This window comes from Microbacterium jepli, assembly GCF_047237905.1.
GTDB lineage: Bacteria > Actinomycetota > Actinomycetes > Actinomycetales > Microbacteriaceae > Microbacterium.
Map to the genome: position 1 here is coordinate 1 of NZ_JBDFLW010000007.1, position 22,985 is coordinate 22,985.

The window sequence follows — 22,985 nt, forward strand, 5'->3', positions numbered from 1 at the left end:
CTCGGCGAAGATGGCGGATTCTCAGATGAAGTGGCGGACAAGTGGCGGATCCGTCATGTTCTTGAGAACGACGTCTGTAGACGGACGCGAGGCGCCGCAGGTACGGTCCTCGATTGGCCCCGCAGATTCCGCGATGTGTTTCGAGCGAGTCGCGAATTTCGCAATGTCCTGAGGACGACGGTCCGGTCGCCTGGTGCTCATAGACCGATTGAGTGTCGGTGGAACGGCGTACCCTAATTACACGTATGTAATTCCGCCAACACCACGCCGGGGGTGACGAGATGACTGATGGCTCTATGTCCGCGGATGCGGCTGGGCGTGGGGCTGACGTGGTGTGGGCCGGTCGACTGCACGTCCTCGCCTTGGATGGTGGCGGCGCGAAGGCGTTGTTCACTGCTCACGTGCTGGCCCAACTCGAGGAGGACCTCGGTGTTGTTATTGCGGACTCGTTCGACCTGATCGCCGGCACGTCTGCGGGTGGAATCATCGCGCTCGCGCTGGGCGCCGGGCTTCGTCCCGCGGAGATCGTGGAGCACTACGAGGTGCTCATCGAACAGGTCTTCCCGCATTCGCGTCGCAGTGTGTGGCGTCGTCCGCGCCAGCTGTTCCGACCGGTGTACGACGCGGACGCGCTGCGCACCGCGCTGGCCGGAGTGTTCGGCGATCTTCGTGTCGGCGACAGCGGGAAGCGTCTGGTGGTGCCGTCGTGGGATGTTCAGCGGGGCGGCGTGCACGTCTTCAAGACGCCGCATCATGATCGACTCCGACGCGATTGGCGGACGTCGATGGTGGATGCCGCGAACGCCACGGCTGCGGCCCCGCTGTACTTCCCGGCCGCACGGGTTGGTGGTCTGCGTCTGATCGATGGGGGCGTGTGGGCGAACAACCCATCGGTGGTGGCGATTGCGGAGGCGACGAGCATGCTCGGCGCGTCGATCGGCAACGTGCGTGTTCTCAACATCGGCACGATGGAGCCGGATGCCTCACATGGCAAGCATCTCGACGAGGCTGGTCTGCTCGGGTGGGCGAAGCCGGCCGCGTCGATGATTCTGAACGCGAGCAGCCGGGGCGGTCAAGGGATCGCCGAACACCTCGTCGGCAAGCAGAACTACGTACGCTTCGACGCCCCGACTCCGAGGGGTGCGTTCGCGCTTGATGCGGTGGACCGCGAGGACGTGGTCGGGTTGGCGGCGTCGGCCAGCCGGATTCTCAGCCCGACGTACCAGGCGCAATTCGCCGCGCACCGTGCCGCGGCTTACACACCTGCTTTCTCGATCCCTACCCGAACGGGATCGACATCCGAGAATCGACCGGAGGCCCACTGATGCAGCTCGCAGACCATTTCGATGTCCTTCTGAAGGACACCGTCAACCTCAGCCAGTTCAAGCTGGAAACTCTCGAGACGAGGGTGAACGCGATCTACGCGGCGCTCACCGCGGATGCCACGATCGGGGCGATGATTTCAGGAAAGACCCCGCAGGGATCGTGGGCACATCGCACGATCATCCAGCCCCAGAAGGGGAAGGAGTTCGACGCCGACTTCATGCTCGATATGGAAGAGAACCCGGACTGGTCGACCAGCCCGAAGACGTACATCGACGAGGTCTACTACGCCCTGAAGCGGCATCCGAAGTACGGGCAGATGCCCCTGACCCGGAAATGCCGTTGCGTGCGGGTCTCGTACGCGAACGACATGCACGTGGACATCGTTCCTCACGTCATCCTCTCCGGTTGGCGTGAGGTGATCGTGAACCGCGACGAGAACATCTGGGAAGACACGAACCCGCAGGGCTTTACGGACTGGATGAAGAAACAGGACCAGATCGCCGGCGGAAACCTCCGCCGCGTCATCCGCCTCATCAAGTTCCTCCGCGATCACAAGAACTCCTTCACCGGTACCAGGTCGATCCTTCTGACCACGCTGCTGGGAGAGCGCGTCAGCGAGCTCAGCAAGATGATCGACCCGTCCTGCTACAGCAACCTCCCCACCGCGCTGCGCACCATCGTCACGGATCTTGACGAGTGGCTTCAGGCTCGACCGAACCGGCCGTCGATCGCTGACCCGTCGGGATCCGGAGTGACCTTCGATCACCGGTGGTCCGACGAGACCTACTCGTACTTCCGGGACCGCATCCACGTCCACGCGGCCGAGATCGAGGACGCCTACGCCGAGCCGGATAAGGACCGCAGCGTCCAGAAGTGGCAGGCGCTGTTCGGCGATGGCTTCAAGGCGCCCGCCGGCAGCGGCCCTGCGAAGTTTGCCCCAGCCGCCCCTGCGAAGGAGACCACGACGGGGAGGTCAGGGCGCGCGGGATGACCAAGCGGAAGCAGCCGGCCTTCGCGCCCTGGCAGGTGAACCAGCTGCAGGAGCTACGGGCAGTCTCGAGAACGCGCCCTCGCGAGCTTCGGTGCGGCGCGGCGAGCGAGGGACCAGAGGGTGACGCCTGCGTTCCGATCGAGCTGAACACAGACACGATCGAGCACGTCGCGGGTGGGTTGGAGCTGCACGGCTGGGAGCCCTTCGTGCTGCGCATCCCGGCCAGCCCCTTCCACCCGCCGACCGTGGAAGTCACCCATACCCGCTTCCTCGGGTTCCCGCACGTGTTGCAGGGGCTTCGACTGTGCATCTACCTGGACCCGTCCCGGGAGTGGCACCCACAGAGCGGGGTCAGTGCCACACTGAACCGGCTCTGGTGGTGGCTTGTCGAGGCCGCCGCGGCACGATTCGATCCGTCCACGGCCATGTACCACGCCGTCGGCGGGGTGCTGCACCGCACCCCGGGCACACCGACCGTCGTGACCCGCGAGGATCTCCCGGCGCTGCGCGTGACGACCGCGACGCTGCACCGACGAACCGACGCACGGTTCGATCTCACCTGGCGTGACCGCGGCGAGGTGATCGTGCCGGTGGTGCGACTGTTCTCCGATCTGCCGTTCGGGGCGACCGAGTCGTTGGTGCCGTTGCTGTACCTGATTGACCACCCGACCGCCGACGTCGCGACACCCCGCGCGTTCGGACCGGTGCGCCGCCATGCCCCGCTCGTTCCGGCATTCACGACAATGCTGATCGCCGCTGCTCTTCGCAGCCCCGCGGACTCGCCTCAGTACTTCGTCCTCGCCGTCCCACACGGTGCGGGCGGGCCACCGCATCTGCTCTGCGGTCGGCTCACCCCCGCTGTCGCGAACGCGCTGCGCACAGTCGGCCGCAAGCGAGGAACGGCCTTGGACCTGAATCCCACCCTCCTCGACGTCGAGGTGCCGATCGAATGGTGCAACATGTCCGATGAACGAGAAGCCGTCACTACGCGCCGCGACGTGGACCGTCCCGTCAACGGGTTCGCAGGAAAGTCCGTGCACGTGTGGGGGTGTGGGGGCCTCGGATCCTGGATCGCCGAGTTCGTCGTCCGTGCAGGCGCACGAGAGATCACGATCTGCGACCCGGGAGTCGTGACCGGGGGGTTGCTGGTGCGGCAGAACTACACCGAGACGAGCATCGGCGAGACAAAGGCACGAGCCCTCGCCACGCGGCTCCGGTCGCTTCGTGACGACATCGTCGTCCATGTCGCCGACGGCGCGATCCCCGATGACCTCGTAGCCGTGCTTGGTTCGGACATCATCATCGACGCGACGGTGAGCAACGCCGTGACGAGCGTCCTTGATGCCACCGCAGATGTGGCGGAGCGTCGCGCAGTGATCGTCCAGGTCGCCACCGATGTCGCGTCCGGCACACTCGGGCTGGTCACGATCTGCCCTCCGCGCAGCGCGTCGCCGTCGACCATAGACAACCGGGCGGGCCAGGTGGTGGTAGCTGATCCGGATCTCGAGCTGTACCACGGACTGTGGCAGGAACCTCTCGCCGGAGATGAGATCGTCCCTACTCGTGGATGCTCGGTGCCGACCTTCCACGGTTCTGCCGCTGACCTCGCCGCGGTGGCAGGTGTGGCGACCAGTCTGCTCGGTGCGCACCTCGCAGCGAGCACGCCGATCGCCGGGGCGCACTTGATCGCGTTGCCACACGCCGCGTCTGGGCCTCGACACCACTTCGTTTCGCTGACCGAAACGGACCTCAGCACGGGCGTCGCCGCGTAACGAGAGAGCGGACGCGCAGACGAGGTCCAAGTCTGCGCTGTCGCTTCGGCGGAATGACGATGTCACAGCAGCTGCCGTTGGTTCGTTCTCGAGTTTGAAGCGACGGTGACAAGGAGTCGCCTCCGGTTGACGGATCTCTCTTGTCGGACATCCATCTGCAGCGATCGCACCGGCGACGTTTGCGCGGGGGTGGATGATTAGCGCCAGAGGACGGGGGCTTTCGTGTTGCGGCGTGGGGTTTGCCGGCGCCATCGCGGCAACCCACATGCGGGCGGCGGGGTCGCCGGACCCTTACGAGGCAGCGCGCTCCGTCGTCGCCTGTCGATCGGCGGCGTAGCGTCGTGCCGCTTCCCACCAGTAGTTGTCGCGGATCCGGTAGAGCAGGGTCCGCTCCCTCGGAACGCGGCCGACGAATTCGAGGAAGTGTGCGTCGCGGAGCTTGTGGATCAGTGGGTGAACGATGCTCCCCAGCAGTCCGGTCGCTTCGACGATCTGCTTGGGTGAGAAGGTTTCGCCTTCGAGTGCGGCGATCTCGATGACGACGGCGTTCATGTAGCTGTTGCCGAAGAACAGGCGGGACTCCTCCGGTGCGATCGGCTCCACTATCGTCATGCCCCGAGTTTCGCATAGGTCGCCGACGCCCGGCACCTACGCGAAGGTGATTCGGAGGCATTCTCCTTCCGGTGTTGTCTACCTGACCTACACAATTTGACTCCGTCGGATTCGAGCGTACAGTGAATGTGACATTCATTGAAACGTAGGTCACGTACTACGTAAACGGGTTGGCCACAAGTGCCATTCGGTACGACGTGACTTACGTAATTGAGTGGGATTCGTTCATGGATGGTTGCGTCGACGGGCCTCCAGGATGGCCGTATGTTCACACATCGGCCTCCCGCAAGCGGCAGTTCGGGTGAAGTTCCGCGCCGGAGAGTCGGCGGCTTGTGACGGGGCCGGAGGCGACCATCCGGATCCGCAGGTCCGATCATCGCGTCGACGTCAGCGATCTGCGCGATGTTCGTCTTCGTCAATTCGACACGGCGGTGCCGTGGCGGGAGTTTCGCTGGTATCGCAAACAACGGCACTTCTCTGGCTCCTACTGGTCGGCGACGATGGAGGCGCCGGTCGGATACGAGTCGCGACTCGAGTACGTGAACCTCCTATTGGCGGACTTCGATCCGCGGGTGGTGTGGATCCTCTCGCAGCCATTCCTGGTCGACGGCGATGACCGAGGCACCGCGCGGAGGCACGTCCCGGACTACCTGATCATTCACGCAGATGACTCGGCGTGCGTGGTCGACGTGAAGCCTGCCGAGAAACTGTCGCGACCGAAGGTTCGCGACTCTTTGGCCTGGTCCCGGCGTGTCATCGAGGGGCACGGCTGGGAATACCGGGTGCAATCCGAACCCGACCCCGTGGTGCTAGCCAACGTGCAGTTCCTCGGAGGTTACCGGCGTCGATTCCAGTTTCCGGACGCCGAGGTTGCCGCTGCGACCGAGGTTCTCCGCACTCCCCTCACCCTAGGAGAGGCGGTGCGAGTCGTGGCTCCTATTGAGGGTGATGGCAGGTTCGCGCGTTCCCTGGTCTTGCATCTGCTGTGGATGCGGCACCTGAACACCGACCTGACTCGGCCCCTGTCGACGACCAGCCTTTTGACGTCAGCTACCAGAGAGGACCAGTCGGGATGAAGAACACATGGATGGTTGCCCCGGGCGCACAGCTCGTCTACGACGGCGAGATGTGCACTGTCGCGGAGATCGGGGATGGAGCGGTCATCGTCCGCACCGCGGATGGGAGTACTCGCCGGCTGCGGATGCTCGACGTGCTGCGGCCTGCTTCCGAGGGTGGTACCGCGCACGTCCCGGGGAGACTTGCCGATGACGAAGAGTCGCAGCCGTTGATGCTGGTCTGGTCGGATGCGACCGATTCCGCCCACGCGGCCGCCCATGAGCGCGCCGATCATGTCCGCGAGGTGCTTACCGGGTACAAATCGGGAAGTCGAGAGATCGCCCGAGAGGGAGAGCCGCGCTTCGAGTTCCACCCACAACGTTCATTGGGAGAACGGCAGACCGCGAAGGCGAAGGAGCTCGGCATCGGGACGCGGACGCTGGAACGCTGGGTATCTCGCTACCGCGACACCGGCGAAGCGGGCCTGATCGACACCCGCAGGTCTCGGACGGGAGCGGCGCTGACGAACTTCGATCCGCGCTGGGTCGACGCCGCCCGGGCCGTGATCGATGAACAGGGCAATCAGTCCAAGGTGCAAAAGAAGATCATCCTTGCCCGCATCGCCGCCCGCGTCCAGCGCGTCCACGGACCCGATGTCGTGACGCTTCCGTCGACTGCCAGCGGCTACCGGGCATTGGACGAGCTCTCTCGAGGGCGAGCAACGTTCTCTGGGTCAACGAAAGCTAAACGGTCAATAGCGAACCGGCCACCCGCGCCTTACGGCCGCCTGACGGCGACCCGCCCGGGTGAGTTCGTCCTTCTGGACACCACACCGCTGAATGTGTTCGCCGTCGCACCGGTCACCGGAAAGTGGGTGTGCGCGGACCTCACCGTCGCGATCGACCTCTACTCCAGATGCATCCTCGGACTGAGACTCACGCCGGGATCCACGAAGTCCATCGACGTGTCCGGCGTCCTCGCCGAAGCGATGCAGCCCTTCGAGATCCCGAAGAGCTGGGGCACGCCAGCTCGTTGGCCGTACCACGGGCTCCCCGATGCGGTGCTCGTCGATCCCGCCCGCACCGATGTTGCCCGGTTCACTCGGGCGGGCATCCTGCCGGAGACGATCGTGATAGATCACGGCCGCCCGTTCCTGTCCGAACACGTCACCACGGCATGCGCTCGACTAGGGATCTCGATCCAGCCCGCTCGCATCTACCAGCCGACCGACAAGAGCCCCGTCGAACGGTTCTTCCGCACCCTCGACTCCCTGTTGCAGGAGCTCCCTGGCTATAAGGGCGCTGATGTGTCCGGTCGTGGCGACGACGTCGAGGCCGAGGCGGTGTATACCGTCCCGCAGTTGGAGCAGATCATCCGCGAGTGGATCGCGACGGTCTATCACCTCCGGCCGCACGATTCCCTCGTCGACCCTGGGCTGCCCGGCGTAAAGATGAGCCCCGCGCAACGGTACGACCAAGGCCTCGCCGTGGCGGGGACGATGCGGATGCCGACCGACCGGAACGTGCTCCTGGAACTGTTGCCGGTCGTGAAGCGGCAGTTCAATCACTATGGGGTGGAGATCCACAAGCTCCGCTACACCGGCGACTCGGTCGCGAAGTACCGCAACCGTGCACGGTCGATCCACCGCGACAAAGGCACGGAATGGCCGTTCGTGGTGAATCCGGACGACCTCACCAAGATCTACTTCCACGACCCGGAGGATCACACCTGGCACACCCTCGAGTGGGAGCATAAGGGCAGCTTCGACACCCCGTTCAGCTTGGACGCCTTGGAGTACGCGAAGAAGATCGCCGTTCGCCAGGGTCGGCCCTCACAGGTCGACGATGTCGCGGCGCAGTTGCTGGAGGACTGGGGAGCCGGGCGCGGGTTGACCCCATCAGCGCGGCGGATGAGTGCCCGCATGGCCGCCCAGCTGAATGAGCGGGAGCCCGACCCGGACGGGGTGTGGTCGCTGCGCACGGTCCAGCGCCTCCTTGACGCCGAACTGTCGAGCTCCTCTGATCTCGCCACTGAGCTCATCGGCCCTGTGCAGGACCCCGGTCGTCGGGTCGCTTCGCCGGACACCGGCGACGACGACGATGAGGACGACATCGACGAACCCACCATCCGTGGGGACTATCACTTCGAGCCGATGGAGATGCTCCGATGACGTCGCCAAGTGCGCAAACGCAGCTGCCGCCCCGTCAGCGCAGCCTGTCCACCTACGAGGGTTGGACGGACTTCGCTGAACGTCCACCCCGCACTCGCCCGGAGCAGCTCACCCTCCCACAGCTGGATTCGTTACCGGCTCGCGAACGCGCAGCGTACGACCTGGAGCGGAGGTCGTGGCATGCGAACATCCTGCTGCGCACACGGCAGGTGGAGGACATCGAACTGCAACTTTCGGACATCGTTGACTCGAACCTGCAGGACTCCGACCGTGTGAAGTCCGCCGCGGCGATCGACGCGCCGCCGGCGCTGGGGAAGTCGACGGTGGTGAACAACTTCGGCCGTCTCTTTCATCAGCAGCGTCTCGCGGAGGCTGGGGAGTGGTTGGATCCGGAGGGGGATGTGCGGCACCTGCCGGTGTGTCATGTGACGTTGACGGGGCGCCCGACGATCAAGGGTCTACACATGATGATCCTCGGCTTCTACGCCCACCCGGCCACGGCCGGGATCCTGCATCGGGCGATGGCGGGGAGGGATCTGGCGCGGGCCGCGGCCGAGTGCATCGAACGGCACGACACGCGCCTGGTCATCGTCGATGACCTGCACTTCCTGAACATGCGCACCCGTGACGGGGTCGAGGTCGCGAACCAGCTGAAGTGGCTCGCCAACGAATACAACGCGACGTTCCTTTTCGCGGGCGTCGCACTCAGGGAGCGGGGCCTCATTGGTGAGGGCCATACCGGGAAGGACGCGGCGATGGCGCAGACCTTCCGACGATGGACCGTCCTGAGCCTGGACCCGTACTCCTTACGTAACGCTCACACCCGCACCGAGTGGAGCCGGCTGCTCTGGCATCTCGAGCAGTCACTCGTTCTCGCGGATGCCCGCGACGGGATGCTCGTGGATCTGTCGCGGTACCTGTTTGCCCGCACGACCGGCAACATCGGCTCGCTCATGGACCTCATCCGCCGTGGTGCGTCTCGGGCGATCCGGACCGGGCATGAGTGTCTTGACCGGGAGCTGTTCGACGACATCCGTATCGACGAGGGCGCCGAGACGGAGCGTGGGGAGCTGGAAGCCAAACACGAGCAGCAGGAGCGCACCCAGCGAGACCGACGTCGAAAGAGGCACCTCGACCAGTCCGACCAGTCGGATGAGCCCGAACGGCCGGCCGCGTGATGCGCGCCGCCGGACGCGTCGACGAGGTTCGGGTTCTTCCGTTCCGTGTGCGCCCGTTGCCGGATGAGCCGTTCGATTCCTGGTTGGAGACGATGGCGGCGACGTACCAGTCGAGCATCAGCGAGATGGGTTGCGCTCTGGGCCTCATTGAACAGCACGACGGGGTTGCCGTATCGGCGACGTCATGGATGGCCAACGGGTGGGCGACACAACTGAGCGAATTGCAGGCGACCCGGCTGCAGGCGGCGACCGGGATCCGCGCCGAGCAGTTCCAGGAGATGACCAGGATGCGTTTCGCGCAGCACGCGATCCGCTACACCCGTCAGGGACGGGTCAGTCCGCGGTGCCCGGCCGGTGGCACCGGGGGCAGGTACTGCCCGGAGTGTCTCGCCGACTCGGATGGCAGGTGGCGGATGTCGTGGCAGTTTCCGTTCGGGTTCGCCTGCCACCGCCACCGGCGCGTCCTCGACGACACCTGCCCGGTGTGTGACCGGCCGCCGCGCCGGGTCGGGCACCCCCTCGCACTCATCCCCGTCCCCGGTCAGTGCCACAACCCGATCGACGGCGCGGGCACCGGTCCGCAATCCAGTCGATGTCGCGGCGATCTCGCCTCCGGCGCGGCCGTTGTTGACGCCCCGCCCTCGGTACTTGCCGCGCAGCGGCGGCTCATGCAGATCGTGTCGTCAGGGCAGGCCCGTTTCGGAATCTACGAGCATGCCCCACAGCCTGCGCTGTCGGTCCTCGAGGACGTGCGACTTCTCGCACGCATTGCCCGCACCACTTTCGGCATCCATGGTTCCATCCCCGACGGAGTCATCCCACCAGACCTGATCGATCTGTCCGCGCAGTCCGCCGCGACCTCAACGTCGGACATTGGAGACACGGCGCTGGATGCGGCGATCGGCAACGCGGCCGCGATCGCCGTGCTGGAGAACCCCGACGCGATCACGGAACTACTGCGGGGTCGTCTCGCCGTGAGCACCTCGCACACGATGCACACCCCACAGATGCAAACCCTCATCGCGGCTTCCTTCGGCCGGAAGCGGCGGCCCACCGTGTTCCTCCAGTCCGCGCCGATCAGCGGGCACGACCCCGCGGAGCGCGCACGCAAAGTGCCCGCACAGATCTGGGACGACTGGATGAAGCAGCACGCGGCGCATCGCATTGACCCTGAAATCGTCGCGTCAGCGCTATCCGCCGCCGTCGTCTTCACCGGAACCCGCCTCACTCACGCCGCGGCGCTTGCCCTGGTGGATCCGGGTGCTCCCTCCCGGCGGGTGACGAACGTGATGCGCGAGCTGGGCCGCCGCGAACACGAGACCGGCACGCTGCGAGCCATCCTCCGCCTCGCCGCCTACCTCGACACCCACGACGTCCCCGTCGACTACGCGCGCCGCCGCGCGCTCGACTACACCGACCTGCTGCCCGAGAAGCAGTGGGTACAGCTCTGCTGGCGGTTGAACGTGCAACCCGGCGGCGGGGCACGCTGGCGAAACGCCCGTGCTCTCCTCCACCGCATGCTCACGGGCAGCACGATCCGCATGGTTCCCGCCGGGTGGCAGAGCTCGGGAGTGACCTCGCACTCGGTCATAGCGTTCGATCGGAGCCTGCCTGATCATGTGCGGGCAGAGCTTGAGATCGCGGGTCGCGAGTTCCTCGCGGCGCGTCTGATCGACGAGCCGCTCACGTGGACACCACCCCTCGATGAACCAGTGGACGCCTCGTCGGAGTCGCGGGCTTCGCCGCCCTGGGTACCGGCGCGTGCCGCGCGCGCAGAACTCGCTGTCGTCCTCCCCATTGCCGATCTCGCCCGCGCATACGACGCGGGCGGCACCACGTACGAGATCGCCCGCGAGGCGGGGGTGTCCCGCCAGACGGTCTCCCGCGCTCTCTCGGAGCTCGGTGTCGTCACACGGCGTGGACGAAAGCCATCGATCAGCATCGACGGCGCATGGCTCCGCGATCAGTACGAAGGTCACCACCGGACGATCCGGCAGCTCGCGGACCTCGCCGGCTGCAGCGCGAGCACGATCGCCCGTCGGCTCCGCGGCGCAGGAGTCGCGCTTCGCCCACGCGGAGGTGGCCACGATGTCCGCGCACCCATCCACACGACCACACCTGAAGTGACATCCGGGCGAGTGATCACCGGGCTGACCCAGTAACGAGCGAAGCGGCCAAGACCTGGTGCTCGTCGAGGAGTAGTGAGAGGCTTGCCGGTTCGACACTCGACAAAAGGGGGACAGCAATGACCGAAGAGAGCGACGCCATTCTCGCCGCGATCAGGGAGGAGATCGCCGAGAACACCGCCGACGCTCCGACCGTCGCCGGGCTGTACAAGATGCCGTGCGGGGAGTGTTTCGTGGACTACTGGATCGGCCCTGACGGCGCGGAGCACTGGGCCGTCCCAGGCGACCCCGCCTCGTACACGCGGAGGACCATCGCGATCGCCCGTCACGGCGACGCGGGGTGGCAGAGGATGTACACGTTGGCCGAAGCCAGCGAGCTGCTCGGCACGGACGGCGGACGCTCAACCGAAGACCCTTCGCGTGAGTGAGGGCATCGCCTCACGCTCTTGCCGAGTTGATGGGAGGAGACCGCATGCCTGAAGGAAACAGACCGCTGTTCGGGGAAGACGCCGCCGCTGTTGGCCGTGCTCTTGTCAGCTCGAGGTGGAGCACGATACCGAGACCGTTCGCGACGCGCTCCACCCGATCTGGGTCGACGATGTGATTGATGCGTGGCTTGCGGGGAGGAACGCCTTCCTCGACGGCGCGCGGCCCGTCGATCTCTTAGCAGCCAACGACCTGGCCCAGGTCATGGATGCCCTCCGTCAGGAGATCCAGGGAGGCTACCGGTGACCGAATCGTCCGCTACCCGACGTTCGACTTCGACCAGGTCGATTTCGTCACCTCCGACACCCACTTCGGTCACGCCCGGATCAGCGAGCTTGCCGGCCGCCCGTTCCGCAGCGTCGAGGAGATGGATGCCGAACTGGTCCGCCGGTGGAACGAAGCTGTCGGGCCGTATGATGTTGTCCTTCATCTCGGTGATGTCGCTTTGGGATCCATCCAGCACTCCCTTCCGCTGATCGCTGTTCTGCACGGTCGACGGTTCCTCGTTCCTGGCAACCACGATCGCGTGTCGACGGCGACCCAGAGTCGGTCCGCGATCGAGCGATTCACTCCGCTGCATGAGGACGCCGGATGGAACATCCTGCGGGAGGTGATCGAGGGGCTCCGAGGGGGGCGTCGTTTGATCGCGTCGCACTACGCCTACCGGGGAGACTCCCAAGATGTCGACCGGCATGTCTCCCATCGACCCGTCGATGACGGGACTCCGCTGATCCACGGACACACCCATTCCCGCGAGAACGGGCCGGACGGCAACCAGTTCCACGTCGGCGTCGATGCCTTTGGGTATGCCCCTGTCCCGTTCGAGCTCATCGATGCATGGCTTGCGGACCTGCAGTCGGAAGAAGGCGAGATGGCCGCGATAGTGCGAGATCGAAGCGCGCTATTGGAGGCTGCGCCGTTATCGGAGGTTGCGGAACGGTTCGGGGTGGATCTCGGAGGGCTGTGACTCCGATGAAGTACCGATCCTTCACCCGACTCGAGTGAAGGATCAGGTGTCGAGGAAATCCCATTCGCTTCCGAGGACCCACCGCGCCGCTGACATCTTGCCGTGCAACATGCCGAGCTCGAAGTCTGTGTAGGGTCCGAGCATCCCAGGATCTAGGTACTTCGCTTCCACGCGTGCACGGCCCGGCCCTGCGACCCGCCGGTTGTGTTCGAGTCGCTCCGCGTCGCCGGCATCTTCAAGCTGGTAGTCGCGCTGCAATGAGCGGTGGTACCAGATGCGGTCAAAGAACTCTTGGTCTGCGGCGACGATCTCATCCAGTCGCCGTGGCTCTTCCTGAAAGTCGTTGTCGAGGAAGAGTTCTTCCAGTTCCTCCCCGAACACGTCCCGCAGCAACGCATCGAGCCCGTCGACGCCGAGGGCGTACCGAGAGTCGGGTGCGGCAAAGAACGCGGCGATGTCGGGGTGCGGCTCTCGTTTGTCCCCGTTGGCTTGGGAGAAGTCTTCGCTGTTGCTGGTGACGAAAGCATGCGGATGGGCGGCAAGGTCCACGTCGATGGTCGCGGATCCGTATAACTCAATGAGAACGGCGTCGGCCACACTGTTCCGACCACGATGGAAAGGCGCAGATTTCGCGAGGCCTCGCTCGATGACTCGTCGCTCCTCCTCTTCGGCGGTCGTTAGGGTACGACCCGCTTCCAGGAGGTCGCGGATCTCGGTGAAGTTCTTCGTGGTCATCGCTCCGACGAGAGGCAGGTGCCTTGAGAGGTCTTCGATGACCGAGATGGCGTGGGCATCATCATCCCCGCCGTAGTCGAGAAGGTCCTGCCGGATCAGCTTGAAGCGCTGGGTGACGCTGGCGGTCATGGCTGCCTCGACTCGTTCGCGGTTGCGGTCGTACTCATCAAGCACCACGGGAGGGACGAGGAGCTGGATCGAGCCTTGGTGGATCAGCACGCGGAGGGCGACTATCCAACGCTGCCCATCACGTCGTCGCGCGAGGTCAAGCCAGGTCGAGGTATCGACGAGGAGGTGGAGCATGTAGTCACCTTCGGGGAACCGGACGAGGGCGCTCGTCTGTGTCCTGGGTCTTAGGACAGTGGGATGGATGCGTAGGAGCCTTCGAAGAGTTTCACGCCGCTCTCGGCTGCCCACACCTGGAGGCAGTAGAGCCGCCAGTACTGCACCCACTGCGGGTGGTGGGGGGCGAGGTAGGTGACGTCGAGTCCGAGGCCGGCGGCGCTTTCGTGGGAGATCATCTGACCGTGCGAGTGCCACCGCTTCGTGTTGCTGAGTTGCTTCGCGATCTCTGCGGCTTGTTCCTCGTCCTTGATCATGGCCTGCTTGAGGAGGTCCTCCGCGATCGCGCGTGAGCGGGTGGTGATGCGTTCGAGTTTGCGGACGGTTGCGGGTTCCATCTTGTCGAGCATGAGCCGCGCGACCGGATCATCAGGATCTTTCTTCAGGTTGTCGGCGTGTGTTTTGAACGCGTCGAGATAGCTCTGCGCGGAGAGAGTTTGAACGTGCCCGTTCGAGTCGGGGAGGTCGACTTGCGGGTCGATCGCGCCGAGTTCGGAGGAGTCGGACATGACGATCGTGTCGCCGCCGAGAGCGATGAGGGTCGCGGCGCTTTTGGCGAAGTCGGGGACGATGACCCGTAGCGAGGCGTCACCGACGCGTTTGCGGATCAGGGTGATGAGTTTCTCGGCGGCGTCGATGTCCCCGCCAGGGGAGTGCAGAAGGAGGTCGACCGCGGTGCCGGGGGTGATGTTGTGGAGAAGGTCGACCATGCCCACAACGTCGATGCGGTGGATCTGTGATGTCGGGGAGACGTAGCAGATCAACGTCCGGCCGGTGCTGGCTTCGATCTCTCTGATAAGCGCCTGCCGTGCGTAGCGGGCGGCATTCATCGCCTCATACAGCGGGGTCCTTGAGGGTGCCTTGGGGGCAGGGGTTGGCTGTGCCTGCGGTGACGGGGTGGGAACGTAGGTGGGAGCAGCGATCGGCGGTGGATTCGTGTCTGGCGTGTTCTCGGTTGCCGGCGGCGGGGTGTGGGGCGAGGTCATGGCCGTTCCGTTCGGTCGATCCATCGGACGCGGCCGTTCCGGAGGATGTAGTGGCAGTGGCCGACGTGGCTTCGTTCGTCGACGCTGGGGTGAAGAGTGAGGGGGTATTCGCTCGGGATCCGCCAGTACGGGCGGTTCTCGCGGTCGAGGTTGAGCATGACACGATGCCCCCGGTTGCAGGGGCATTCGAAGACCAGCCACTTCTGCCGCGTGGCGGTCCCGACGATGGTCGCGGTGCGTCGCGGCAGGTGATCGGGCACGTCACTGACGGATGCCGCGTGATGTGTGACTTTCCATCGGCGCCAGTAGCGGAGGCGGTTCAGGAGGCCCAATTCAACCCCAGGAACATGTCGTCGTCGGTGCCCACGCGGGGGTTCGTGGGGTCGCAATAGTGGTGCGTGTGCGGTTCCTCGGTGTTGACGCGGGAGGCTCGGTCGTGGACGTACAGGATTTGTTCCGAGGGGGTCGGTGTTTCGCCGTAGCCAACGAGCCGTTCGATGAGTTCGCTGACTGCCGTCGCGGCGACGAGGGTGGTGAAGGTGACCACCGCGGGCTCCACGCCCGGTAGTGCCGGTGCGTATCCTTCCTGCTCGAGGCGGGTCTGCTCTTCGGCGGAGCGCACTTCCGCTTCGGCGCGGGCGAAATCGATTCGATCCCGGCAGACCAGGCATGCCGTTCCGGGGTGGATCACGGTCACGCGGCCGAAGATTCCGGAGATGATGTCGTTCGCGTCGGAGTCGATCTGCACACCGCAGTCGATAAGCGGCGTCAGATAGTAGTACGGGAGCCTGGAAAGCCGCAGACGCCCCGCGTTGTCATCGGTGCAGCCGAACACCACATCCGCTCCGCGCAGGGCCTCCGCCACCGATTGGGTGGTCACGGATCCGCGGATGCGGGTCACGTTGACTCCTGGGGTGATGCGCTCGAGGTGATCACCGAGGACATCGACTTTCGGGCGCCCCACGTCGGAGGGGGTGGACCCGTACACGCGCGTGAGGTTGGATTCGGAGAGATCCTTCGGATCGATGAGGATGAATCTGCGCACCCCGAGGCGTGCGAGCTGCTCCGCCGTCGAGGAGCCTGTTCCGCCGGCGCCAACGATCCCCACGGTGATGCCGCTGATGGTGTCCTGGATCTGATGACCGAACGCCCGGATGTTGCGGTCGAACAGGTCGTAGGAGACGTGGCGCTCACTGTCGTGAGCGGCGCGGAAGATCCACTGGGCTCCGATGACGCTGAGCTGACTGATGGGACCTGTCACCGCTCCCTCGACGGCCCCAGAGAAGGTGAGCGCGTGGGCGTCGTGGCTGACGATGAGGAAGCCGTAGTGGTCCGACTCGGAGCGGTCTGCGAACAACTCTGTGAGCTGGCTGTTGACGAGATGGTCATGACGGCTGGGACGCGGAACGGAACCGTTCCCCGGGTGGCTGTGCACCCAGATCGGCACCGTGCCCGTCGAGCGCGCCCGCTTCAGGGCATGCACGTACCCGTCGGATGTGACCTGCAGGGACTGGCTTGTGCGGACTTCGTACGCCTCTTCCGGCACGGGGATCAGCTCGGTGCCGATCAGAACCGACCTGTCACTGTCGATCCGTACGAGACGTGCGAGCAGGACCGCGCCAGTCTCGACCGGGTCGGTGGCCATCGCGAGCAACTCGTTGTGCAAGGGCTGATTGAGCCGGAGGGTGATGCTCATGCGGCGGCGCTGCCCAACTCGGTGCGCAGCAGCCGTACGTAGCTTTCCAGCCCGTCGATGCCGGAACGCCACGCTGCCGCGTCGAGGTGCCGGGACCAGCGCTGCCACACCCGCCCATCGTGGGTCTCGATGGACTCCGTCGCAGGGATGACACCGCCGTCAAGAGGCACGAGGTGGGGGATGACCCACCACATGTCCGGGGCGGTATCGGGGTAGCTGGCCGACAGCCGGAACAACACACTCGCGGTTCCCGCGTTCAGCCCTTCGGGCAGCGGGAAGTCGATGAGCTCGACGTTGAGCATGCCGGTGCCGTCGTCGAAGACCCGGTAGATGATCCCGGCGCGGTCGAGGTACTCCCGGTCAGCCTCGGGGAGCTTCACAGTTCGCTCCCATCGCCGGGATTGATGCGGCCAGGGGCGGTGAAGAATCGGGTGCCGTCCTGCAGGCGCACGACATCCTCGTCCTGCACCTTCACGTCTCGCTTGTCCGGCACGTCGCGCCACAGGTCACGGTCGGCCGCGACATCGGGGCTGGGCAGCACCCGAAGCTCGGCTCCGGTCATCTTGCGCTGGAACACCTCGTACTCGAGGCGGTCGATCTTGATGGTGATCCCGTCGATCTCGGTGAAGAAGCGCATCCCGTCGATGAGGTCGATAGGGGCGGTGTCGGCGAGGAGTTCGTCCTGAGCGTCATCGATGTCGAGCCAGACGTCCTTCCCGGCGGGGACCGGCGGGTGGGTCAGAGCACGGAGCGTGCTGACAGGGGTCGGGCCGGGCGCGATCTTGTAGGGCTTCGCGTCGATGTAGATCGTGATCTTGGCAGGGCGGTCGCGCAGGGTGTCGGTGTCCATGAGGTGGACTCCTCTCGTGTAGGTGATACCAAGATACCACACCACCAAGATGGTTGACTGGCGCGACGGTTAGATGGCAAACTGTAGGTATGTCAGCACAGAAGGCAATGACAATCAGGCTGTCCGCCGAGCAGGCGGACCAACTCGAAACAGTGGCCAGCGTGGAGAACCAGCCGGTATCGGAGGTCATCCGCGCCGCAATCGCCACTCACATCGAGACCGTCACCAACGACGCACAATTCCAGGAAGGTCTGCGCGAACGCATCGAACGCGCTAAGGGACTACTCCGGTAAGCACCATCCCACCAATGACCAAGCACGGCCGGGTGATCAAACCCGGCCGTGCTTCATGTTTGGTCCTGGTGGGCCGTTATGCCGCCGGGTACGTTTGTATCGGTGATCGAAAGGTGCGGCTGATGCTCGGATACGACGCGCACGTACACGAGACCTGCTCCGACGTCAGCGCAGAGGACCTCCAGCGAATCGGCACGCTCCCATATGCGGAGCGAATGAGCTACTTCGGCACCCTGACATCCCAGAAGGTCGTGCACATTCCCTACCGAACCTGGGTCGATCATCTGCTCGCCGCGTCCGAGCAAGGGCGGGCCTGGATGCTGCAAGACGGCGGCTACCCGTACCTCTTCCACGCGCCGGGGGCAGAGATCAAGGCGAACTTCGCTTCGGCTGAAGTGGTGGCTATCTCGGCCTTGGAAGACACAACCTTGTATCTCGTCGAGGCGTGGGATCAGAGCTGAGTAGAAGCGCGGAGACCTGCGCGCTTCCGGCTTCGCCCGACCCGGTAAAGAACCGTGGGATCGAGGCCTTCTCCGCCATCTTTACCGGGAACTACACCTAGTTGTTGATGTGGGTTCCGGGGGAAATCGGTGTGGTCTGAGCCAGGCCGATAGCTGTCATACGGACTAGGCCCCGGCGAACACAGATAGCGAACGAGGTTGAAGACATGCCATGGGACGGGTTTCCTAGAGAGGTAGGCGGCCGCGTGCGGACCGTTGAGCAGGTGCTCCAGGAGGAACTCATACCCGACGCCGTCGCCGTTCACGTCAACCTGAAATCGGGAACCGCTTACGCAGTAGTGCCCGCAGGCATCATCTGGGGAGCCGCACCGATCGCTTTCGACCTCATCCACGCCTGTCCCCGACTATTCGATGAAGTCGTCGACGTTGTCTGGCGTTACCAGTTCAACGGGCTGCAACACCTCACGATCCGTTGTGTTGTCGAACTGCAGATCGTCGCCGGCAAGTATTTGCGCTGCCAGATCGACCGACAAAGCTCCCATGTCTCGGGGCGATTGGGCGACGGTAGCGGACATGCTGCCGTCTTTGACTGCCGCGAGTGCTTCCGGGTCGGCGTTGAAGCCGACGGTGACGATGTCTTTGACGGGGTCCAAACCGGCGTCGGCTATTGCGTTGGTGGCGGCTACGGCGAGGTTGTCGTTGCAGGCGAAAACCCCAGAGACATCGGGGTCTTTCGCGAGGGCGTCTTTCATCACCTGATAGGCATCTTCGGCGCTGTTGTTGCCAGATAATTCCGTGACTACGGTGTAGCCGAGCTTCTCAATCTCGGTGCGGAAGCCGTCGTTTCGACGAGCGGCGTAGATTGCGGATGGCTCGCAGGTTATGGATACCACCTTCTTGGTGGGCAGAGCCAGTGCTTCGATCTGCTCGGCCATGTAGTCCGCTGCGAGTACACCACCCTGCTCGTTGTCGGAAATAATGAGCGCATCGTATGGCGTGCCGCCGCCGCCAATGTCGTCCACGATCACGGGGATGCTGAGCTCCTTTGCTTTTGCGACGATTGGCCCGAGCGCGTCCGGCTTGAACGGGCTGATGATCAACACATCGACACCCTGATCGAGTAGCGCCTGAGCGCCTGTGACCATTTCACTTTCGTCACTTTTCTCGTCATGCAGGACGTACTTCCAGCCCCGAGCGTCAATCGCGTCATGGGTGCCCTTCTCCATCTGCTGGAAAAACTCGTACTGCATGTCGTACACCGAAAACCCGATCGTGATGTCGTCCCGGGCAGCCCCGTCTTCAGGGCCGGCGTCCGCGGCGGTGCAGCCAGATGCAGCGAGCATCGCCGCCGCTGCGACTACCGCAGCTACACACCCGCGTGTTGTGCGTTGCATGGTTCCTTCTTTCTCTTTCACGTGACCGATCGGTCACGAGGGTTAGCGGTGAGGCGGTTGCCCCGACTACGGTGTGGCCGCCCGCCGTTGTCACGGGCGACTGTGCGTAGACCATCGATCGCGAGGGCCGCGATGAGTACTATGCCCAGGACAATTCGCTGCGAGGATGCCTCGACGCCAAGGCCAACCATGAGGTCGTTGAGAGTGGCAATTAAAAGCACTGCACTGAAGGTGCCCAGCAGCGATCCACGGCCTCCCTGCAGGCTTGCTCCACCGAGTACGGCCGCCGTGATGACGCGGAGCTCGAAACCGTCTTGGGTTGCTCCGTCCGCGGTCCAAACACGGGTGACGTAGGCGAGCACGGCGATGCCGACTGAGAGGCCGAGCAACACGAACACCACGACCCCCGTCCGTGCCTCTGAGATACCGCTATAACGGGCGGCGACGGGCGCCGAACCGAACGCGGTGATGCGACGCCCAGTCGCCGTGCGCCGCAGCAGGACCCATGACAGTGCGAATACGGCCACCATAAGCACGAAGGGCATAGGCACGAGCGCGAGATTTGCGCTGCCGAGGGCGGCGAACGGCGACCCTGACTCCGAGTACGGGAGTGTGGCAGGGCCGTTCGCAGTGAGAACGTAGGCGATCCCTCGGAAGATGAACAGCGTTGCGAGGGTAGCGACAAACGCCGGGATGCGCAGCAGAACGACCAGTCCGGCATTGACGAGTCCACAGGCGACTCCGGCGGCGAGGGCAGCTCCTACAGCGAGTCCCATCCCACCGATGCCGTAGGCGAACAGGGTTACGACGCTCACTAGTGCTAGCTGAGCTCCTACCGATAGATCGAACGAGCCACTAATGATGGCTATCGTCATCGCGCAGGCGACGATGCCCAGGTATGCACTTTCTCGTAAGATGGATTGCACATTCGACAGGCTGAGGAAGCCTGGGGAAATGATCGAGGCGATCGCGATCAGCGCCACGAGGACGAGGGGGATACCCCAATTGCTCCACATTTTGCCCCAGGAAGACACGTTCATCGTCGGGTCCCTGCTTGCATGCGCCGAATGCCCTGAATCGCTAGAGCGGAGGCCAGCACTACTCCGACTGAGATTCGCTGATACGCAGGTGGCACATTTAGCAGGTTCAGTCCGTTGTGCATCGTCGCGATGAGCAGAACTCCTAGGACAGTGCCGATCATTGAAGCTCGTCCTCCTAGCAGGCTGGTGCCACCGATCACGACGACAGTTATTGCCTCGAGTTCAAAGCCGACTCCGAGTTGACCAGATCCCTTCTGCAGCTGGGCTGAGATCTGAATTCCCCAGATCGCGGCGGAAACGCCGAGTAGCACGTAGACGGCGAAGCGAATGCGCTCGACAGGCAGCCCGGCGAGACGAGCTGCTGCGCGGTTGCTCCCGACGGCGGCCACCCACCGCCCAAACCGGGTGCGGTCGGCTGTCCAGACGAACACGACTACGGCGAGAAGCGCAAGAAGAATCGGTAGCGGGACTCCGAGGGGGCGACCGGCGGCCAGATACTTCAGCGTGGCGTCTCCGACTATCACTTCTCGGCCCCCGGTATATGACTGGGCTATCCCACGCACGATTACGAGCGTCGCGAGCGTGGCGATGAATGGGGTCACGCCGAGCCTCGTGACAATGAGCCCGTTGCCGGCGCCAATAGCCGCGCCGGTTAGGAGTCCGGCGAGAAGTGCGAGTCCCGTGGGGAAGCCATCCACGATCAGAGTGCAAACTACTACCCCGACTAGCGCGACAGCCGATCCGACCGATAAGTCGAAGTCGCCCATTGTGATGCAAAAGGTCATCGCAAGTGCCGGGATCATGATGATCGACGCCGAGAGCAGGATGTTCTCGATGTTCGCACCGGACAGAAATCGTGGCGTCGCGAGAGCCAGCGTGACGACAAGCACGGCCAACGGCACTAGCAGTGGTGCTCGGCGGAGGGCGCGAACAACCCGTCCGCTGACATTGCAAAGGGACGCGGACTGCGTCGCCGCAGTCATGCCGCTAGCCCAATCCGTTGCGCCGTTGTTGCGCAGGCGATCACGTTCTCTTCTGTTCGATCAGCACCGGCAAGGCGACCAACAATCTCACCGCGCGACAGGACGACGATTCGGTCACTCAACTGAATCAACTCTGGCAAATCACTGCTGACGATGAGCACGCTCACTCGGGGCTTGACCCCTGATCTTGGACACGCTGATTCCAGCACGATGCTGGGGAAGCGAGAATCTGAGGGATGGCAAGGAAGAACTACACGGACGAGTTCCGGCAGCGTGCGGTGGATTTGTACGAGTCCACGCCGGGCGCGACGCTGAAAGCGATCGCGGCCGATTTGGGGATCTCCCGTGGTGCGTTGAAGGAATGGGTCGACAAGCTCGGATCCGGGACCGCTGCGGCCGGTTCGGTGTCGCCGCCGGTGTCGGTGCGGTCGGAGTCGCAGGCGGCGAGGATCATCCGGTTGGAAGCCGAGTTAGCGGTCTCGAGAGCGGAGCAGGTCAAGCTCGAGACGGAGCGGGACATCCTCCGTCAGGCGGCGAAGTATTTCGCTGCGGAGACGAACTGGTGAACCGCTTCCAGTTCGTCGAGGACCACAAGGACGCCTACGGCGTGAAGCGGTTGTGTGAGGTCATCGAGATCGCGAGGTCGTCGTTCTACGCGTGGCTGGCCGCAGCCCCGGGACGGGCCGCGCGAGCCGCGGACGACGCCCGGTTGGCGGCACGGATCCGGGTGCTGCAGGACCCCGCGCAGGGTGGTGACCGCGCCTACGGGGCACCGAGGATCACTGCCGACCTCAACGACGGCGTCCCCGCCGCCGGGCGGGTGAATCATAAGCGGGTCGCTCGGGTGATGCGGGAACACGCGCTCGCGGGGATCCGACTGCGCCGCCGGGTGAAGACCACGATCCCGGACCAGTCCGGACGGAAGTTCCTCGACCTGATCGGGCGGGACTTCAGCACCGGGGAGCCGAACCGCAGGTATGTCGGCGATATCACCTACCTCCCCATCGCGGACGGCAGCAACCTGTATCTGGCGACCTGCATCGACCTCGGGTCGCGCAAGCTCGCCGGCTGGCAGGTCGCCGACCACATGCGCACCGAACTCGTCGAAGGCGCTCTCCGCGGCGCGCAGCGCGACCGCGGATCGCTGGCCGGCGCAGTGTTCCACAGCGACCACGGCTCGGTCTACGCGTCGAAAGCCTACGCAGCACTCTGCGAGCAGCTCAAGGTGACCCAGTCCATGGGCGCGGTGGGCACGAGCGCCGACAACTCGCTGGCCGAGAGCTTCAACGCCGCGCTCAAACGCGAGCTCCTCCAAGGCGCGTCGGCGTTCCCCGATCAAGCCACCGCCTACCGGGCCGTGTTCCGGTGGACGAACCGATACAACACGCGCCGACGCCACTCCGCGATCGGCCAGATCACCCCGAACAGCTACGAGAACACCTACGCGGCCGCGAGATCAGCTACCCTCACGGAAGCGGCATAACCGAAATGACACCGTGTCCACGATCCGGGGTCAAGGCC

The 22,985-nt window shown here is 64.6% G+C and carries 24 protein-coding genes; 13 read left to right on the top strand and 11 right to left on the bottom strand.

All coding sequences use genetic code 11. The features are described from left to right. The first annotated feature begins 296 nt into the window (after nucleotides 1–296). From ABC304_RS18130 to ABC304_RS18140, 3 genes are read left to right on the top strand one after another with little or no spacing between them, the layout of a single operon-like run. Nucleotides 297–1,325 carry a CBASS cGAMP-activated phospholipase gene (locus ABC304_RS18130; RefSeq protein WP_412933104.1) on the top strand — a complete coding sequence of 343 codons (1,029 nt, stop codon included), beginning with the start codon at nucleotides 297–299 and terminating at the stop codon, nucleotides 1,323–1,325. Continuing rightward, a complete protein-coding gene (locus ABC304_RS18135; protein WP_412933105.1) occupies nucleotides 1,325–2,317 on the top strand; it encodes an SMODS domain-containing nucleotidyltransferase in 993 nt (330 codons plus the stop codon). The genes ABC304_RS18130 and ABC304_RS18135 overlap by 1 nt, the downstream gene beginning before the upstream one ends. Then, nucleotides 2,314–4,089, top strand: coding sequence for a ThiF family adenylyltransferase (locus ABC304_RS18140; RefSeq protein ID WP_412933141.1), 1,776 nt, complete (start codon nucleotides 2,314–2,316; stop codon nucleotides 4,087–4,089). The genes ABC304_RS18135 and ABC304_RS18140 overlap by 4 nt, the downstream gene beginning before the upstream one ends. 291 nt (nucleotides 4,090–4,380) lie before the next feature. Here the strand turns inward: ABC304_RS18140 and ABC304_RS18145 are convergent, their stop codons facing one another. Next, nucleotides 4,381–4,701 (bottom strand): hypothetical protein, encoded by a 321-nt coding sequence (locus ABC304_RS18145; RefSeq protein ID WP_286932764.1) that lies wholly within the window; start codon nucleotides 4,699–4,701, stop codon nucleotides 4,381–4,383. A gap of 332 nt (nucleotides 4,702–5,033) precedes the next feature. Between ABC304_RS18145 and ABC304_RS18150 the strand changes: the two genes are divergently transcribed. The 7 genes from ABC304_RS18150 to ABC304_RS18180 all read left to right on the top strand — a co-directional run bounded on the left by ABC304_RS18150 (nucleotide 5,034) and on the right by ABC304_RS18180 (nucleotide 12,684). After that, complete coding sequence (locus ABC304_RS18150; protein ID WP_412933107.1) at nucleotides 5,034–5,777, top strand: TnsA-like heteromeric transposase endonuclease subunit; 744 nt, start codon at nucleotides 5,034–5,036, stop codon at nucleotides 5,775–5,777. Then, nucleotides 5,774–7,927 carry a helix-turn-helix domain-containing protein gene (locus ABC304_RS18155; protein ID WP_412933109.1) on the top strand — a complete coding sequence of 718 codons (2,154 nt, stop codon included), beginning with the start codon at nucleotides 5,774–5,776 and terminating at the stop codon, nucleotides 7,925–7,927. The genes ABC304_RS18150 and ABC304_RS18155 overlap by 4 nt, the downstream gene beginning before the upstream one ends. Beyond that, a complete protein-coding gene (locus tag ABC304_RS18160) occupies nucleotides 7,924–9,105 on the top strand; it encodes an AAA family ATPase (RefSeq protein WP_412933111.1) in 1,182 nt (393 codons plus the stop codon). Before ABC304_RS18155 ends, ABC304_RS18160 begins: the two co-directional genes overlap by 4 nt. Beyond that, the gene (locus ABC304_RS18165) at nucleotides 9,105–11,267 is read left to right on the top strand and encodes a TniQ family protein (RefSeq protein WP_412933143.1); all 2,163 of its coding nucleotides are present in this window, start codon (nucleotides 9,105–9,107) and stop codon (nucleotides 11,265–11,267) included. The genes ABC304_RS18160 and ABC304_RS18165 overlap by 1 nt, the downstream gene beginning before the upstream one ends. 83 nt (nucleotides 11,268–11,350) lie before the next feature. Beyond that, complete coding sequence (locus ABC304_RS18170; protein ID WP_412933112.1) at nucleotides 11,351–11,659, top strand: hypothetical protein; 309 nt, start codon at nucleotides 11,351–11,353, stop codon at nucleotides 11,657–11,659. Between the two features lie 115 nt (nucleotides 11,660–11,774). After that, on the top strand, nucleotides 11,775–11,963 hold the full coding sequence (locus tag ABC304_RS18175; RefSeq protein WP_412933114.1) for a hypothetical protein: 189 nt from the start codon (nucleotides 11,775–11,777) through the stop codon (nucleotides 11,961–11,963). Continuing rightward, a complete protein-coding gene (locus ABC304_RS18180; RefSeq protein WP_412933116.1) occupies nucleotides 11,926–12,684 on the top strand; it encodes a metallophosphoesterase family protein in 759 nt (252 codons plus the stop codon). The genes ABC304_RS18175 and ABC304_RS18180 overlap by 38 nt, the downstream gene beginning before the upstream one ends. A gap of 42 nt (nucleotides 12,685–12,726) precedes the next feature. On the opposite strand, the gene ABC304_RS18185 is transcribed toward ABC304_RS18180, so the two are convergent. The 6 genes from ABC304_RS18185 to ABC304_RS18210 form a co-directional block, all read right to left on the bottom strand. After that, nucleotides 12,727–13,722: a PIN domain-containing protein gene (locus ABC304_RS18185; RefSeq protein ID WP_412933118.1), complete on the bottom strand. Its 996-nt coding sequence runs from the start codon at nucleotides 13,720–13,722 to the stop codon at nucleotides 12,727–12,729. Nucleotides 13,723–13,772: 50 nt separating this feature from the next. Continuing rightward, nucleotides 13,773–14,591, bottom strand: coding sequence for an SDH family Clp fold serine proteinase (locus tag ABC304_RS18190; RefSeq protein ID WP_412933120.1), 819 nt, complete (start codon nucleotides 14,589–14,591; stop codon nucleotides 13,773–13,775). Between the two features lie 152 nt (nucleotides 14,592–14,743). Further along, entirely contained in the window at nucleotides 14,744–15,007 is a 264-nt protein-coding gene (locus tag ABC304_RS18195) for a ubiquitination-like system serine protease family protein (protein WP_412933123.1), read from the bottom strand. A 59-nt stretch (nucleotides 15,008–15,066) separates the two neighbouring features. Then, complete coding sequence (locus ABC304_RS18200; protein WP_412933124.1) at nucleotides 15,067–16,443, bottom strand: ThiF family adenylyltransferase; 1,377 nt, start codon at nucleotides 16,441–16,443, stop codon at nucleotides 15,067–15,069. Then, entirely contained in the window at nucleotides 16,440–16,823 is a 384-nt protein-coding gene (locus ABC304_RS18205; protein ID WP_412933125.1) for an E2/UBC family protein, read from the bottom strand. Before ABC304_RS18205 ends, ABC304_RS18200 begins: the two co-directional genes overlap by 4 nt. Continuing rightward, nucleotides 16,820–17,293, bottom strand: coding sequence for a multiubiquitin domain-containing protein (locus tag ABC304_RS18210; protein ID WP_412933127.1), 474 nt, complete (start codon nucleotides 17,291–17,293; stop codon nucleotides 16,820–16,822). Before ABC304_RS18210 ends, ABC304_RS18205 begins: the two co-directional genes overlap by 4 nt. Nucleotides 17,294–17,382: 89 nt before the next feature. On the opposite strand from ABC304_RS18210, the gene ABC304_RS18215 reads away from it, so the two are divergent. Beyond that, on the top strand, nucleotides 17,383–17,586 hold the full coding sequence (locus ABC304_RS18215) for a DUF6290 family protein (RefSeq protein ID WP_412933129.1): 204 nt from the start codon (nucleotides 17,383–17,385) through the stop codon (nucleotides 17,584–17,586). Nucleotides 17,587–17,600: 14 nt separating this feature from the next. Next, complete coding sequence (locus ABC304_RS18220; protein ID WP_412933131.1) at nucleotides 17,601–18,047, top strand: hypothetical protein; 447 nt, start codon at nucleotides 17,601–17,603, stop codon at nucleotides 18,045–18,047. A 404-nt stretch (nucleotides 18,048–18,451) separates the two neighbouring features. On the opposite strand, the gene ABC304_RS18225 is transcribed toward ABC304_RS18220, so the two are convergent. From ABC304_RS18225 to ABC304_RS18240, 4 genes are all read right to left on the bottom strand, one after another. Beyond that, the gene (locus ABC304_RS18225; RefSeq protein ID WP_412933133.1) at nucleotides 18,452–19,462 is read right to left on the bottom strand and encodes a substrate-binding domain-containing protein; all 1,011 of its coding nucleotides are present in this window, start codon (nucleotides 19,460–19,462) and stop codon (nucleotides 18,452–18,454) included. Then, nucleotides 19,459–20,481, bottom strand: coding sequence for an ABC transporter permease (locus ABC304_RS18230; protein WP_412933135.1), 1,023 nt, complete (start codon nucleotides 20,479–20,481; stop codon nucleotides 19,459–19,461). Before ABC304_RS18230 ends, ABC304_RS18225 begins: the two co-directional genes overlap by 4 nt. Next, nucleotides 20,478–21,371 carry an ABC transporter permease gene (locus tag ABC304_RS18235; protein ID WP_412933137.1) on the bottom strand — a complete coding sequence of 298 codons (894 nt, stop codon included), beginning with the start codon at nucleotides 21,369–21,371 and terminating at the stop codon, nucleotides 20,478–20,480. Before ABC304_RS18235 ends, ABC304_RS18230 begins: the two co-directional genes overlap by 4 nt. 89 nt (nucleotides 21,372–21,460) lie before the next feature. Next, nucleotides 21,461–21,631, bottom strand: coding sequence for a hypothetical protein (locus tag ABC304_RS18240; RefSeq protein WP_412933139.1), 171 nt, complete (start codon nucleotides 21,629–21,631; stop codon nucleotides 21,461–21,463). A 69-nt stretch (nucleotides 21,632–21,700) separates the two neighbouring features. On the opposite strand from ABC304_RS18240, the gene ABC304_RS18245 reads away from it, so the two are divergent. Beyond that, nucleotides 21,701–22,947, top strand: a protein-coding gene (locus ABC304_RS18245) for an IS3 family transposase (protein WP_143003672.1) whose coding sequence is annotated in 2 segments (ribosomal slippage) — nucleotides 21,701–22,013 and nucleotides 22,013–22,947 — 1,248 coding nt in all. Because the reading frame shifts where the segments join, the coding sequence is not laid out codon by codon here. Nucleotides 22,948–22,985 lie beyond the last annotated feature (38 nt).

Coding starts and splice junctions, on each gene's coding strand:
- ABC304_RS18130 (WP_412933104.1), top strand. CDS start 297: ATGTCCGCGGATGCGGCTGGGCGTGGGGCTGACGTGGTGTGGGCCGGT.
- ABC304_RS18200 (WP_412933124.1), bottom strand. CDS start 16,443: ATGAGCATCACCCTCCGGCTCAATCAGCCCTTGCACAACGAGTTGCTC.
- ABC304_RS18230 (WP_412933135.1), bottom strand. CDS start 20,481: ATGAACGTGTCTTCCTGGGGCAAAATGTGGAGCAATTGGGGTATCCCC.
- ABC304_RS18135 (WP_412933105.1), top strand. CDS start 1,325: ATGCAGCTCGCAGACCATTTCGATGTCCTTCTGAAGGACACCGTCAAC.
- ABC304_RS18145 (WP_286932764.1), bottom strand. CDS start 4,701: ATGACGATAGTGGAGCCGATCGCACCGGAGGAGTCCCGCCTGTTCTTC.
- ABC304_RS18220 (WP_412933131.1), top strand. CDS start 17,601: ATGACCAAGCACGGCCGGGTGATCAAACCCGGCCGTGCTTCATGTTTG.
- ABC304_RS18215 (WP_412933129.1), top strand. CDS start 17,383: ATGTCAGCACAGAAGGCAATGACAATCAGGCTGTCCGCCGAGCAGGCG.
- ABC304_RS18210 (WP_412933127.1), bottom strand. CDS start 17,293: ATGGACACCGACACCCTGCGCGACCGCCCTGCCAAGATCACGATCTAC.
- ABC304_RS18170 (WP_412933112.1), top strand. CDS start 11,351: ATGACCGAAGAGAGCGACGCCATTCTCGCCGCGATCAGGGAGGAGATC.
- ABC304_RS18155 (WP_412933109.1), top strand. CDS start 5,774: ATGAAGAACACATGGATGGTTGCCCCGGGCGCACAGCTCGTCTACGAC.
- ABC304_RS18180 (WP_412933116.1), top strand. CDS start 11,926: ATGCCCTCCGTCAGGAGATCCAGGGAGGCTACCGGTGACCGAATCGTC.
- ABC304_RS18160 (WP_412933111.1), top strand. CDS start 7,924: ATGACGTCGCCAAGTGCGCAAACGCAGCTGCCGCCCCGTCAGCGCAGC.
- ABC304_RS18140 (WP_412933141.1), top strand. CDS start 2,314: ATGACCAAGCGGAAGCAGCCGGCCTTCGCGCCCTGGCAGGTGAACCAG.
- ABC304_RS18185 (WP_412933118.1), bottom strand. CDS start 13,722: ATGCTCCACCTCCTCGTCGATACCTCGACCTGGCTTGACCTCGCGCGA.
- ABC304_RS18190 (WP_412933120.1), bottom strand. CDS start 14,591: ATGAATGCCGCCCGCTACGCACGGCAGGCGCTTATCAGAGAGATCGAA.
- ABC304_RS18165 (WP_412933143.1), top strand. CDS start 9,105: ATGCGCGCCGCCGGACGCGTCGACGAGGTTCGGGTTCTTCCGTTCCGT.